Genomic DNA, 13082 nt, shown 5'->3' with positions numbered 1-13082 from the left:
TCGACCAGGCGGCATCCCAGCTCCGCGGCCAGCCGCCGCAGGGCCGGGCTGCCGAGCAGCCGCAGGCGTGCGCCCGGGTGCCGGCTGGCCAGCCAGCGCAGCGTCAGTTCGCCGGCCAGCACCAGCCGCTCGGTCGGCACCGGCAGGCCGCGTGCGCGCAACGCACGGGCGAGCGCCACGGCCGTGTGAGTCGAATTGTTGGAGACGACGACATAGCGCCCCGCCAGCTGGCGCAGCAGCTCGGCCGCGCCGTCCAGCGGCTCGCGCTGCGAATGCACCAGCGTGCCGTCGAGGTCGATCAGGAAGTGGCGGGCCTGCCGCCAGGACGGGGCGGCGGCATCTCGGGTCGGTGCGGACAGCGCCGCGCCGGCGGTGGGTTCGCTCATGAAGTCAGGGGCTCTCTTGACTGGCAACAGGATCATTGTGAATTGAATTTTGTTCAAAACATTGCACAAATATTCATGAGACTAATTCACGCATCTGTCATTGGCCGTTCCTAGCATCGGCCTCACATCCACAGCGAGGTGAACTGCAATGAGCAAGTATTTCTACGCGGCGGCACTTGCCGCCTTCCTGTCGGCCGCCGCGCCGGCCGCCCAGGCCAGCACGGTCCTCAGCTTCGACGACATCGGCGCCGGCGGCGCGGTGCCCGTCAACTACGGCGGCCTGGACTGGTCGGCCGCCGGCTGGTCCTACTACGCCGGCGAGAACGCGCCCTACACGCCGCACTCCGGTGACTACCGCGCAGCGCTCGGCTGGTATGACGACAGCGAGGCCGCGGCGGGCCAGGCCAGCAGCGCGGTGCGCTTCACCGCGCCGGCCGTCTTCGAGGGCGCCTGGTTCGCCGGCCTGCAGGGCGCGACCGTGAGCTTCGACCTCTACCTCGGCGGCGCCAAGGTCTGGAGCTCCGCCACGCTGGACCCGAACGCCACCGCCACCTTCCTGGCCAGCGGCTACGCCGGCCTGGTGGACCAGGTCGTGCTGCGCGGCCCCGCGCTGTACGCGGCCACGATGGACGACTTCACCTTCACCGCCGCCGTGCCGGAGCCCTCCGAATACGCGCTGCTGGCCGCCGGCCTCGGCGTGGTCAGCCTCGTCGTGCGCCGCCGCCGCCAGCGCTGATCGACTTCATCACGAATCCAGGAGCCTTTGCCATGACCCAGCAAGACCGCCGCAGCTTCCTGCGCAACATCACGGCCACCGCCGCCGGCGCTGCCGCCGCCGGCACGATGCCGCCCGCCATCGCCCGCGCGCTGGCCACCCGCGCCTTCAACGCCACCGGCACCATCCAGGACATCCAGCATGTGGTGATCCTGATGCAGGAGAACCGCAGCTTCGACCACTACTTCGGCACGATGAAGGGCGTGCGCGGCTTCGGCGACCGCTTCCCGATCCCGCTGCAGAGCGGCAAGGACGTCTGGTTCCAGTCCGACGGCACGCGCGAGATCCCGCCCTACCACCTGGACAGCACGAAGAACAACGCGCTGCTGGTGCCCGACACGCCGCATTCCTTCTCCGACATGCAGGCCGCCTGGAACCAGGGCAAGATGGGCTTCTGGCCCAAGTACAAGACCCAGTATTCGATGGGCCACTACGAGCGCGCGGACATCCCCTTCCAGTTCGCGCTGGCCGAGGCCTTCACGATCTGCGATGCCTACCACTGCTCGGTGACCACCGGCACGGACCCGAACCGCATCGTGTTCTGGTCGGGCAGCAACTTCAACCCGGCGCTGGGCGCCCTGGGCGTCAACTGCCAGGCCGCGGACAGCGAGCCCAACAACCTGCGCTGCTGGCCCAACCCGGCCAACTGGGTGCCCAACGCCTGGCCGCAGAGCTATGTCTACCCGGGCAGTTCCTTCACCTGGGACACCATCCCCGACGTGCTGCAGCGCTCCGGCATCAGCTGGCGCTTCTACCAGGACATGAACGACAACTGGACCGGCGCGATGAACGGCTGCCTGGCCTTCGCCAGCTTCCGCACCGCCCAGCCGGGCACGCCGATCTACCAGAACGGCATGACCAACCACAGCCTGGCCGACCTGAAGAACGACGTCATCAACAACACGCTGCCGCAGGTCACGTGGATCATCACGACAGCCGCCAACTCCGAGCACCCGGGCGCCGGCTCCAGCCCCACGCATGGCGGCTACTACGTCTCGCAGGTGCTGGACGCGCTGACGGCCAACCCCGAGGTTTGGAGCAAGACCGCCCTGTTCATCACCTTCGACGAGAACGACGGCTTCTTCGACCACCTGCCCGCCCCGGCCCTGCCCTCGTACAAGACCGATGGCCTGCCAGCCGGCAAGTCCACCATCCCGCTGGCCGGCGAATACTTCTACGACCCGAACCGCAGCTACCTGCGTGCCGACGACACCATCAGCGGCACCACCCGCCCCTGGGGCCTGGGCCCGCGGGTGCCGATGTACGTGATCTCGCCCTGGAGCAAGGGCGGCTGGGTCAATTCGCAGGTGTTCGACCACACCTCGATCTCGATGTTCCTCGAGAAACGCTTCGGCATCACGATGAACACGATCAGCCCGTGGCACCGTGCCATCTCGGGCGACCTGACCACCTGCTTCGACTTCGTCAGCCCCAACGACGCGACGATGCCCACGCTGCCGGACCAGAGCAACTACGGCCTGTCCGACGCCCGCCAGCGCTCGCTGCCGGCCGCCGCCGCGCCGGCCACCGCACAGCCGCTGTTCCAGGAGCCCGGCATGCGCTATTCGCGTGCCCTGCCCTACGAGCTGCAGGTGACCTGCCAGATCACGCCCAACACGCTGAGCCTGGCCGTGACGCCCGTGGTGCTGAACTTCGCCAACACCGGCGCCAAGGCGGCCGTGTTCCACGTCTACGACCGCCTGAACCTGGCGCTGATCCCGCGCCGCTACACGGTCGAGCCGGGCAAGGCACTGAGCGACAGCTGGACGCCGGCCACCAACGGCGCCTACGACCTCTGGGTGCTGGGCCCCAACGGCTTCCACCGTCATTTCGTCGGCAACGCCAAGCGCGTGGCCGCGGCGGCCCAGGCCAATCCGGAGATCGCCGTCAGCTACAGCCCGGCGGCCGAGCAGCTCAGCATCACGCTGGGCAACAGCGGCCCGGTGGCCTGCAACTTCACGATCACGCCGAACGCCTACAGCAGCGCCGCGCCGATGGTCGTCAACGTGCCGGCGCGCGGGCAGACGCGGGTGGACATCAACGTCCATGACAGCGGCCGCTGGTACGACTTCAACGTCACCGTGGCCGGCGCGCCGGAGTACCTGCGCCGCATCGCGGGCCGCATGGAGAACGGCCAGCCGTCCGTGAGCGACCCCGCCATGGGCATCGCCCGCTGATCGGAAAGAAGGAGTTCATCACCATGATCCGTCGCCATACCCTCCTTGCCCTGCTCGCCGCCGGCCTGCTGGCCACGACAGCGCAAGCACAGCAACAGGCCCCGAAGGAGATCAGCTTCGGCTTCATCTCCACCGAGGCTTCGAACAATCTGCGCACCGCCTGGCAGCCGCTGCTGCAGGACATGGAGAAGGCGACGGGTCTCAGCGTGAAGGCCTTCTTCGCCTCCGACTACGCCGGCATCATCGAAGCGATGCGCTTCAACAAGATCCAGCTCGCCTGGATGGGCAACAAGTCGGCGATGGAGGCGGTGGACCGCTCCAACGGCGAGGTGTTCGCCAAGACCATCGCCAAGGACGGCACCGAGGGCTACTACTCGCTGCTGATCGTCCACAAGGACAGCCCGCTGAAGTCGCTGGACAACGTGGTGCGCCAGCACGCCTCGCTGACGCTGGGCTTCGGCGACCCCAACTCCACCAGCGGCACCGCGGTGCCGGGCCTGTTCGCCTTCCAGCAGAACAAGCTCGACCCGGCGCGCGACTTCAAGCGCATGGTGCGCGCCAGCCACGAGGCCAACCTGCTGGCCGTGGTCAACCGCCAGGTGGACGTGGCCACGAACAACACCGAGAACACCAGCCGCTTCGAGAAGACCCATCCCGAGCAGGCGGCCGACGTACGGGTGATCTGGCGCTCGCCGCTGATCCCGAGCGACCCGCTGGTCTGGCGCAAGGACCTGGACGCGGGCACCAAGAAGGCGGTGCGCGAGTTCCTGCTCGGCTACGGCCGCGATGCGCGCGAGAAGGCCGTGCTCGCCAACATCGAATACAGCGCGATCCGCGCCTCCAGCGACGCGCAGCTGGTGCCGATCCGCCAGATCGAGCTGGCGCGCGAGCGCTCGCGCGTGGAGAGCGACACGACGCTGAGCGCCGAGGACCGGGCGAAGAAGCTGAAGGACCTCGACGGCCGCCTGGCCGAGCTGGGCCGGGCGGCTTCGTCGAGCTGATCCATCAATCGGCGCTGATGCCGAGTTCCCCGGCGATGCGGGCGACCAGCGCCTTCAGCTGGTCGAGCTCGCCCTGCAGGCGCTGCTGCTCGGCTCGCAGGAAGACGAGTTCGTCATCCCGCGCCGCCGCCGGGCTGCTCGAATAGCCGCCCTCGGGGATCGCCACCTCCCCGCACAGCAGGTGGGCCCAGCGCGGCTCGCGGGCGCCGGGCGCGCGCGGCAGCTTGATGACCATCGCCGGCGTGCGTTCGGCGAGTTCCTCGAGGAAGCCTTCCACCGAGGACAGGTCGGCAAAGCGGTGTAGCCGCTCGGTATGCGTGCGCAGCTCGGCGGTGGTCAGCGGGCCGCGCAGCATCAGCAGCGTCAGGATCGCCAGCCCCGCGCCGGGCACGGCGAGGCCGCGGGCGCCGTTGTGCTCATAGCGCTCGACGCGGCTGCCGCTGACGGTGTTGACCAGGTGCATCGCCTTCAGCTCATGCACCGCCTGCAGCACGTCGGACTCGCTGGCGTTCATCTGCACGTCGCGGGCGGTCTTCTGGTTGCAGCCGGCGGCGAGGCTGTTCAGCGAGAGCGGATAGCTGTCCGGCACCGTGGCCTGCTTCTCGACCAGCACGGCCAGCACGCGCGCCTCGAGCGCGCTCAGGGTTCTCAGGGTCACCGGTTCAGACTCCGAATCCGTCGTCGGCTTGCAGCACGGCGCCGTTGATGAAATGGCTCTCGTTGGCGCAGAGCATCATCAGCGCCGTGTCGAGGTCCTGGGGCTGGCCGACGCGCTTGCGCGGCAGCAGCTCGACGAGCTTCTTCCCCTGCTCGGTCTCCCAGTGGTGGTGGTTGATCTCGGTGTCGATGTAGCCGGGGCAGATGGCGTTCACGTTGATGCCGAACTTGCCCCACTCCAGCGCCATCGCGCGGGTCATGTGGATCACCGCGGCCTTGCTCATCGAGTAGACGCCGATCTGGCTCAGCACGCGCAGGCCCGCCATCGAGGCGATGTTGACGATGCGCCCGCCGGTGAAGGTGCCCGGCGCCGCGCCCTTGGCCCGCGCCAGCATGCGCTTGCCCACTTCCTGGGCCACGAAGAAGGCGCCGCGCACGTTCGTGTCCATCACGAAGTCGTAGTCGTCGGTGCTGACGTCGGTCAGCTTCTGCGTGGTGCTGACGCCGCTGTTGTTGATCAGGATGTCCAGCGTGCCGACCTCGGTCTCCGCATGGGCCACCGCCGACTTGATGCTGTCCAGGTCCGTCACGTCCAGCGTCACCACATGGGCGCTGCCGCCGGCGGCCTCGATCTCGTTGCGCAGCGTCTTCAGCCGCTCGACGCGGCGGCCCGCCAGCACGACGCAGGCGCCGGCGCGGGAAAGGGTCTTCGCAAACTGCGCGCCGAGGCCGCTGGAGGCCCCGGTGACGAGGGCCACGCGGCCCTCCAGGTCGATGCTGTAGCTCATGGCTGTCGTTCCTTCGAAACTTCGCGGGAACGATAGCACCTCCCCACCGCGCCCCGTCGATTTCAAGCGTTACGAAGCGGATTACCGGCAGCGGCCGCACGAATTCCACGATGTGAGGCCAGTAGAATTCCGGCGCCCTCCCCTCACGCCATTGCCCAGAACAAGGACAAGCCTGCATGACCTCCGCTGAACTCCTCGCCCAGTACGGCCCTCGCGAATCGATGGAATACGACGTCGTGATCGTCGGCGCCGGCCCCGGCGGCCTGGCAGCGGCGATCCGCATCAAGCAGGCCGCCGCCGAGAAGGGCCAGGAGGTCTCGGTGGTGCTGCTGGAGAAGGGCTCGGAGCCGGGCGCCCACATCCTCTCCGGCGCCGTGATGGACCCGCGCGCGATCACCGAGCTGTTCCCGAACTGGAAGGAGCTCGGCGCTCCGCTGAACCAGCCGGTCAGCGGCGACGACATCCTGTTCCTGTCGGAGACCGGCAGCACCCGCACGCCCGACTGGCTGGTGCCGAACAACTTCCACAACGACGGCTGCTACGTCGTCTCGCTGTCCAACGTCGTCAAGTGGATGGCCACGCAGGCCGAGGCGCTCGGCGTCGAGATCTTCCCGGGCTTCGCCGCCGCCGAGGTGCTCTATGACGAGCAGGGCCGCGTCAAGGGCGTGGCCACCGGCAATATGGGCGTGGGCAAGGACGGCGAACCGACCGGTGAATTCCAGCTGGGCATGGAGCTGCTGGGCAAGTACACGATCTTCGCCGAGGGCGCGCGCGGCCACCTGGGCAAGCAGCTGATCGCCAAGTACCAGCTCGACGCCGGCAAGGATCCGCAGAGCTATGCGATCGGCATCAAGGAGCTGTGGGAGATTCCGGCCGACAAGGCGAAACCGGGCCTCGTGGTGCACACCGCCGGCTGGCCGATGGTGGACGACACCTTCGGCGGCGGCTTCCTCTACCACCTCGAAGGCAACAAGGTCACGCTGGGCTTCGTCATCGGCCTGGACTACCAGAACCCGTACATGAGCCCCTTCGAGGAGATGCAGCGCTGGAAGACGCACCCCGCGATCAAGGCGCACATCGAGGGCGGCAAGCGCCTGGGCTACGGCGCCCGCGCGATCAACAACGGCACGCCGCAGGCGCTGCCCAAGACGGTGTTCCCCGGCGGCGCGCTGATCGGCTGCGACGCCGGCTACCTGAACGCCGCCCGCATCAAGGGCAGCCATGCGGCGATCAAGTCCGGCATGCTCTGCGCCGATGCCGTCTGCGCCGCGCTGGCTGCCGGTCGCTCGCTCGATGAGCTGAGCGAGTACCCGGCCGCTTTCGAGAAGAGCTGGCTCAACGAAGAGCTGCAGGCCACCCGCAACTTCAAGCTCTGGTTCAAGAAGGGCAAGCTGGTCGGCAACCTGATGACCGGCATCGAGCAGTGGCTGTTCCCGAAGCTGGGCATCAAGACCCCATGGACGCTGCACGGCACGAAGCGCGACAACGAGTCGCTGAAGCCCGCCGCCGACTGCACGCCCATCGCCTACCCGAAGCCGGACGGCAAGCTCACCTTCGACCGCCTCTCCTCGGTGTTCGTCTCCAACACCAACCACGCGGAGAACCAGCCGGCCCACCTGACGCTGAAGAACGACGGCGTGCCGGTGCAGGTCAACCTCGCCAAGTACGCCGGCCCAGAGAGCCGCTACTGCCCGGCCGGCGTCTACGAGTTCGTCAAGAACGAGGCCGACAACACCGAACGCCTGCAGATCAACGCGCAGAACTGCGTGCACTGCAAGACCTGCGACATCAAGGATCCGACCCAGAACATCGTGTGGGTCACGCCCGAAGGCGGCGGCGGGCCGAACTACGTGGGCATGTAAGCCGGTCCACGCCACCGGCGCAAGACGGCGCACCCTCGACGGGGTGCGCCGTTTTTCACGATCGCGGCGCTTCGGAGCAGATCCCGTGTTGCATAGGGATCAGCACCTCGCCGTGCGGACGCGCGATGTCGCTACAGTCCCCCCGCCAAAGTCATCAGGGACAACACAATCCATGAAGCAGATCATCGCCCTTGCAGCAATCTCGGCCGTGCTGGCCGGCTGTTCCTCCTTCCCCGTCGGCCAGTACGCGCCGAGCGACGCCAACCGCGCCGCCCTTGCGCAGCTGGGCGCCCAGGGCAAGGTCAGCGTCGCCGATTTCACGGCGGCCAAGCCCGGCGTGACCGGCATCCAGTGCCGCGGCGCAGGCCAGATCAAGTTCCCCACCGGGCAGACCGCCGAGCAGTACGTGACCGGCGCGCTGCGCAAGGAACTGACCTACAGCGGCCTGTTCGCGGAAAAGGGCAGTGTCCGCATCGCCGGCAACGTCCAGGCGCTCGACTTCAACTCGAATGTCGGCAATGCCGGCTGGGACTTCGACGTCACCGTGAGCAACGGCGCCGAAAGCTTCCGCGTCCAGTACCAGCATCGCGTCAAGACCTCCTGGATGGCCGATCGCGCCTGCGCGGCGGTGGCCGAGCAGATGGTCGAGGCCACGCAGGCCTTCACCCAGCGCGTGCTGAGCGACCCGAAGTTCACCGCCTGGGTCAAGGCGTCCTGACGTCCGGGCGGGCCTGTAAGACGGCGCCGCCACCTTCGGCGGCATGAACGGCGCGGCTTCTAAAATGGCCGCGCCGTTTTTCATTCATTGACGTCCTCTTGCGGTTCCTGCTGTTCCTCCTCGTCCTGGTCCTGAATCTGCCGGCAGCGCATGCCGCCCAGGTAACGCTGCAGCTCGACGGACAGGCCGCGCCGGTCGACGCCTGGCCCGCGGTCACGATCCTGCCCGATGCCGGGAACATCAACGACATCGCGGGCAGGCTTGAGCAGTTCGCTCCGCCGGATGGCCCGCACGCCACGCTCGGGCTGCGCAAGACGCCCGTCTGGCTGCGCCTGCCGCTGCGGGCATCGAGCGCCGGCGCGGGCCGCTGGATCCTGGACATCGACTATCCGGCGCTGAACCGCATCGAGGTCTTCCGCACAGGTAACGGCTTACCCCAGCGGATCGCCCTGCTCGGCAACCTGCAACCCTGGTCGCAACGCCCGCTGGCCAGCCGCTCGCACAGCGTGCCGCTTGAACTCGCGGCGGGCGAATCCACGGAACTCCTGATCCGCGTGGAGACCAGCGGCGGCATGGTGCTGCCGATCACGCTGAGCCGGCCCGCCGCCTTCCATGCCGCCGCGCTGCGCGAGCAGATCCTGCAGGGCCTGCAGTCCGGCCTGGCGCTGTGCCTGCTGGTCTACAGCCTGGCGCAGGGGCTGGCGCTGCGCGAGCCGCTGTTCGCCAAGTACGCGCTGCTGGTCGGCGGCAGCCAGTGGTTCTGCATCTTCGTGTTCGGCATCGGCGCGCAATACCTGTGGACCGACAGCCGCTGGGTCGAGCTGCATGCGGGCGGCCTGTCCGCGCTGATGGCCGCCTGCGGCTCCTTCCTGTTCATCGAGCAGGCGCTGCGCACACCGGACAGCCCGCGCTGGTTCACCCGGCTGATGCAGGCCGGCTGTGCGCTCAGCCTGCTGTTCGGCCTGGCCTATGCCGCGGACCTGCTCGACACCCACGCGATCACCGCCGTGGTGGGCAGCCTGGGCCTGCTGCCGGCGCTGCTGGGCCTGCCCGGCGCGATCCGCCGCCAGCGCCGGGGCGACAGCGTCGGCGGCTGGTTCCTGCTGGCCTGGATCGCCTACTTCGTGTTCACCGCGATCACCGTGGAGGTGATCAAGGGCCGCATCGGCGCCAACGCCTTCACGCTGCACTCGTTCCAGATCGGCGCCACGCTGGACATGCTGATCTTCCTGCGCGTGCTGGGCCTGCGCACGGCCGCGCTGCGCAGCGCCGCCCAGCAGGCCGCCCGCGAGCGCGACCTGCTGCACGCGATGGCCCACACCGACGCGCTGACCGGCCTGGCCAACCGCCGCGGCCTCGGCGCCGCGCTGGCCGACGCACTGGCCCGCTGCACGCCGCAGGCGATGGTCGGCGTCTTCCTGCTCGACCTGAACGGCTTCAAGCTGGTCAACGACACGCATGGCCACGAGGTCGGCGACGAACTGCTGGCGGCCGTCGCGCGGCGGCTGCAGGCGCGCCTTCAGGCAGGCGACCTGGTGGCCCGGCTGGGCGGCGACGAGTTCATCGTGATGTGCCCCGGCCTGCGCGAGGCGGCCCAGGCCGGCGAGCTGGCGGCGCGGCTGCAGCGCACGCTCGACACGCCCTTCGACATCGGCGGCCGCAGCCTGGCCGTGGGCGCCGCGATCGGCTTCGCGCTGGCGCCGCGGGACGGGCTCGACGCGACCACGCTGCTCAAGCGGGCGGACGAGGCGATGTATCGGGTTAAGGCGGCAGGCTAGAGCCCGAGCCTGTCCATCCAGGCGGCCAGCGCCTGCTCGGGCGGCGTGCCGTCCTTGAACGCCGCCATGATCCGCGCCCGCTCGCCGGCCGCGCGGTTCTGGCTCAGCTTCAGCTTCGCCTCCCAGCGCGTCACGCGGATGCGGAAGCCGACGATGGCCGCCAGCATCTTCTGGTGGTAGTCCTCGGGCAGGCCCTTCCACTGCTCGGCATAGGGCGGCTCGTGGCGGGCGATCAGGCGCTTCAGCAGCGCATCCTTCTCGGCTGGATCGTCCACCAGCTCGACCTCGCCCTGCGCATGGACGGCTGCGTAGTTCCAGGTCGGCACGTTCTTCTCGCTGTCGTAGAAGCGCGGGCTGACGTAGGCGCCGGGCAGGCTGAAGATCGCCAGCACTTTGCGCTGCGCGGAGAGCCAGCCCCAGTGCGGGTTGGCGCGGGCCATGTGGCCTTCGAGCACCAGGGCGTCGCCGGTGTCCGGCAGCGCGAACATCGGCACGTGGGTGCCGAAGCTGGCGCCCTCGGCATCAGGCCCGACCAGCAGGCCCAGCGGGGCTTCGGCGATCAGCGCCAGCGCGAGGGTCAGGTCTTGCGTGGCGAAGTGCTTGGGGTTGTACATGGCGGCTCGGCGTCGGTCGATATCAGTCCAGCTGCGGATGATCCGTCAGAATCGCGCCCAGACGAAGGGAGAACGGACATGCACGAGATCATCTGCCCGCACTGCGGCAAGGCTTTCAAGATCGACGAAGCCGGCTACGCGGACATCCTGAAGCAGGTGCGCAACAGCGAATTCGACAAGCAGCTGCACGAGCGGCTGGCGCTGGCGGAGCAGGACAAGCGCAGCGCCGTCGAGCTGGCCCAGGCCCGGATCACCGGCGAACTGCAGAAGACGGCCTCGGCCAAGGATGCGGAGATCCGCGAGCTGAAGGCCCGGCTGGACGCCGGCGAGGTGGCGAAGAAGCTGGCCGTCACCGAGGCGCTGAGCCCGGTCGTCGCGAAGAAGGACGCCGAGATCCAGGCGCTGAAGGCCCGGCTCGACGCCATCGAACTGCAGCAGAAGCTCGCGATCGGCGAGGCGGTCGGCGCGGTCGAGAAGGAGCGCGACGAACTGCGGGGCGGGCTCGCGCGCGCGGCGCTGGAGAAACAGCTGGCCGAGCAGTCGCTGAAGGACAGGTACGAGACGCAGATCAAGGACCGCGACGACGCGATCGAGCGCCTGCGCGACATGAAGGCCCGCCTGTCCACCAAGATGGTGGGCGAGACGCTGGAGCAGCACTGCGAGATCGAGTTCAACCGCATCCGCTCGATGGCCTTCCCGCGGGCCTACTTCGAGAAGGACAACGACGCGCGCAGCGGCAGCAAGGGCGACTACATCTTCCGCGACACCGACGAGGCCGGCACCGAGATCGTCTCGATCATGTTCGAGATGAAGAACGAGGCCGACCGCACGGCCACGAAGAACCGCAACGAGGACTTCCTCAAGGAGCTGGACAAGGACCGCAGCGAGAAGGGCTGCGAGTATGCGGTGCTGGTCTCGCTGCTGGAGCCCGAGAACGAGCTCTACAACAGCGGCATCGTCGACGTGTTCCATCGCTATCCGAAGATGTACGTCGTGCGGCCGCAGTTCTTCCTGCCCCTCATCACGCTGCTGCGCAATGCGGCGATGAACGCGCTGAAGTACAAGGCCGAGCTGGCGCTGGTGAAGGCGCAGAACATCGACATCACGAACTTCGAGGCCGGGCTGGAGAGCTTCAAGACCGCCTTCGGGAAGAACTACGAGCTGGCCTCGCGCCGCTTCCAGACTGCCATCGAGGAGATCGACAAGTCGATCGACCACCTGCAGAAGACCAAGGAGGCGCTGCTGGGCACCGACCGCAACCTGCGCCTGGCCAACGACAAGGCGCAGGACGTGACCATCAAGAAGCTCACCCGCGGTAACCCGACGATGGCCGCCAAGTTCGCCGACCTCAAGACCGGAAGCGCTCCCGAGCAGGAGTGACCGACAGCAGCTCCAGCAGCCCGCTGGCGCGCCGCGTGCGCTGCGCCAGCGCCATCGCGAAGTTGTGCGGGGCGCCGCTGGCCAGCGTGAAGCGCTGGCGGGCACGGGTGATGCCGGTGTAGACGAGCTCCCGGGTCAGCACCGAGCCGCCCTGGTCCGGCAGCGCCAGCAGCGTGTGCTCGAACTCGGAGCCCTGCGACTTGTGGACGGTCATCGCAAAGGCGGTCTCCACCTCGGCCAGCCGGCTCACGCTGACCGAGCGCGGCACGGTTCCGTCGAGGAACCAGGCGCGCAGGCCCTCGCCCTTGCCCTCGTGTCCGGGCGGGCGCAGCACGATGCCGATGTCGCCGTTGAACACGCCGATGCCGGCATCGTTGCGGGTCACCATCACCGGGCGGCCTTCGTACCAGAGCGCGTTCGGCGCGGGCTTGTGCAGCAGGCCGGCGGCCACCAGCGCGCGTTCGATGGCGATGTTCAGGCCCTGCGCGCCCCAGTCGCCCTCGCGCACCGCGCAGAGCACGCGGAAGCGCTCGAAGGCCTGCAGCACGCGCACGACCCAGGGCTCGAAGTCGGCCGGATCGCCCGGCCGCGCAAGCACCTCGCGCAGGTAGAGGCCGTAGCCGCCCGGCGCGCCTTCGCGGCCCTCGGCGGCGATGCGGACGACCCGCTGCGGCGTGGCCGGGTGGGCCACGTGGAGTTCGTCGCCGGGCTGGCGCAGCAACTCGGCCGCGCGCGGCAGGTTGCCGGCATTGACCGCCTGGGCCAGGTGGCCGATCGGCCCGTGGAAGCGGCGGCTCTCGCGCAGCATCACCGTCTGCTGGGCCAGCGGCGGGCCGTCGCCCAGGAATTCGGCCGGCAGGGCCTGGCCGGTGACGGCTTCGGCGTAGGCCGCCGTCGCCGCGTCATAACGGCCATCCTCAGCGTCACGGCACAGGTCGCCCAGCAC

Annotated in this window: 11 protein-coding genes and 1 pseudogene; 7 read left to right on the top strand and 5 right to left on the bottom strand. The window is 68.7% G+C overall.

Features of this window, described 5'->3' with window-relative positions:
• Window positions 1-386, bottom strand: a pseudogene (locus B0W88_RS23530) (hypothetical protein); the annotation flags it as partial.
• A gap of 148 nt (window positions 387-534) precedes the next feature.
• On the opposite strand from B0W88_RS23530, the gene B0W88_RS23525 reads away from it, so the two are divergent.
• Genes B0W88_RS23525 through phnD form a run of 3 tightly spaced genes read left to right on the top strand, consistent with a single transcriptional unit; the run spans window position 535 to window position 4339 of the window.
• Window positions 535-1122: a PEP-CTERM sorting domain-containing protein gene (locus B0W88_RS23525; RefSeq protein ID WP_077037055.1), complete on the top strand. Its 588-nt coding sequence runs from the start codon at window positions 535-537 to the stop codon at window positions 1120-1122.
• A 32-nt stretch (window positions 1123-1154) separates the two neighbouring features.
• On the top strand, window positions 1155-3338 hold the full coding sequence (locus B0W88_RS23520; protein ID WP_077037054.1) for a phosphocholine-specific phospholipase C: 2184 nt from the start codon (window positions 1155-1157) through the stop codon (window positions 3336-3338).
• A gap of 26 nt (window positions 3339-3364) precedes the next feature.
• The gene (phnD, locus tag B0W88_RS23515; RefSeq protein ID WP_369973924.1) at window positions 3365-4339 is read left to right on the top strand and encodes a phosphonate ABC transporter substrate-binding protein; all 975 of its coding nucleotides are present in this window, start codon (window positions 3365-3367) and stop codon (window positions 4337-4339) included.
• Window positions 4340-4343: 4 nt separating this feature from the next.
• Here phnD and B0W88_RS23510 read toward each other — a convergent pair whose 3' ends face one another.
• Together B0W88_RS23510 and B0W88_RS23505 are read right to left on the bottom strand one after the other, a co-directional pair.
• Window positions 4344-4991: a YceH family protein gene (locus B0W88_RS23510; protein ID WP_077037056.1), complete on the bottom strand. Its 648-nt coding sequence runs from the start codon at window positions 4989-4991 to the stop codon at window positions 4344-4346.
• Between the two features lie 10 nt (window positions 4992-5001).
• Window positions 5002-5784, bottom strand: coding sequence for an SDR family oxidoreductase (locus B0W88_RS23505; protein ID WP_077037052.1), 783 nt, complete (start codon window positions 5782-5784; stop codon window positions 5002-5004).
• Between the two features lie 176 nt (window positions 5785-5960).
• On the opposite strand from B0W88_RS23505, the gene B0W88_RS23500 reads away from it, so the two are divergent.
• The 3 genes from B0W88_RS23500 (at window position 5961) to B0W88_RS23490 (ending at window position 10142) form a co-directional block, all read left to right on the top strand.
• Entirely contained in the window at window positions 5961-7646 is a 1686-nt protein-coding gene (locus B0W88_RS23500) for an electron transfer flavoprotein-ubiquinone oxidoreductase (protein ID WP_077037051.1), read from the top strand.
• Window positions 7647-7818: 172 nt separating this feature from the next.
• Window positions 7819-8364 carry a hypothetical protein gene (locus tag B0W88_RS23495; protein ID WP_077037050.1) on the top strand — a complete coding sequence of 182 codons (546 nt, stop codon included), beginning with the start codon at window positions 7819-7821 and terminating at the stop codon, window positions 8362-8364.
• A 98-nt stretch (window positions 8365-8462) separates the two neighbouring features.
• Window positions 8463-10142 carry a diguanylate cyclase gene (locus B0W88_RS23490; protein WP_083749011.1) on the top strand — a complete coding sequence of 560 codons (1680 nt, stop codon included), beginning with the start codon at window positions 8463-8465 and terminating at the stop codon, window positions 10140-10142.
• Here the strand turns inward: B0W88_RS23490 and B0W88_RS23485 are convergent.
• Window positions 10139-10756, bottom strand: a complete 618-nt coding sequence (locus tag B0W88_RS23485) for an FMN-binding negative transcriptional regulator (protein ID WP_077037048.1) — start codon at window positions 10754-10756, stop codon at window positions 10139-10141. The two genes, B0W88_RS23490 and B0W88_RS23485, sit on opposite strands and share 4 nt — an antisense overlap.
• Window positions 10757-10834: 78 nt before the next feature.
• Between B0W88_RS23485 and B0W88_RS23480 the strand changes: the two genes are divergently transcribed.
• The gene (locus tag B0W88_RS23480) at window positions 10835-12136 is read left to right on the top strand and encodes a DUF2130 domain-containing protein (RefSeq protein ID WP_077037047.1); all 1302 of its coding nucleotides are present in this window, start codon (window positions 10835-10837) and stop codon (window positions 12134-12136) included.
• Here the strand turns inward: B0W88_RS23480 and B0W88_RS23475 are convergent.
• Window positions 12105-13082 (bottom strand): ATP-binding domain-containing protein (locus B0W88_RS23475; protein ID WP_158080929.1); only part of this gene is annotated, 978 nt, incomplete at its 5' end. The genes B0W88_RS23480 and B0W88_RS23475 overlap by 32 nt on opposite strands.

Origin of the sequence: Pelomonas sp. KK5, from assembly GCF_001984095.1 — a bacterium.
Taxonomy (GTDB): Bacteria; Pseudomonadota; Gammaproteobacteria; order Burkholderiales; family Burkholderiaceae_C; genus KK5.
The sequence above is the reverse complement of the archived record's forward strand: the minus strand, read 5'-3'. Positions and strand labels throughout refer to the sequence as shown.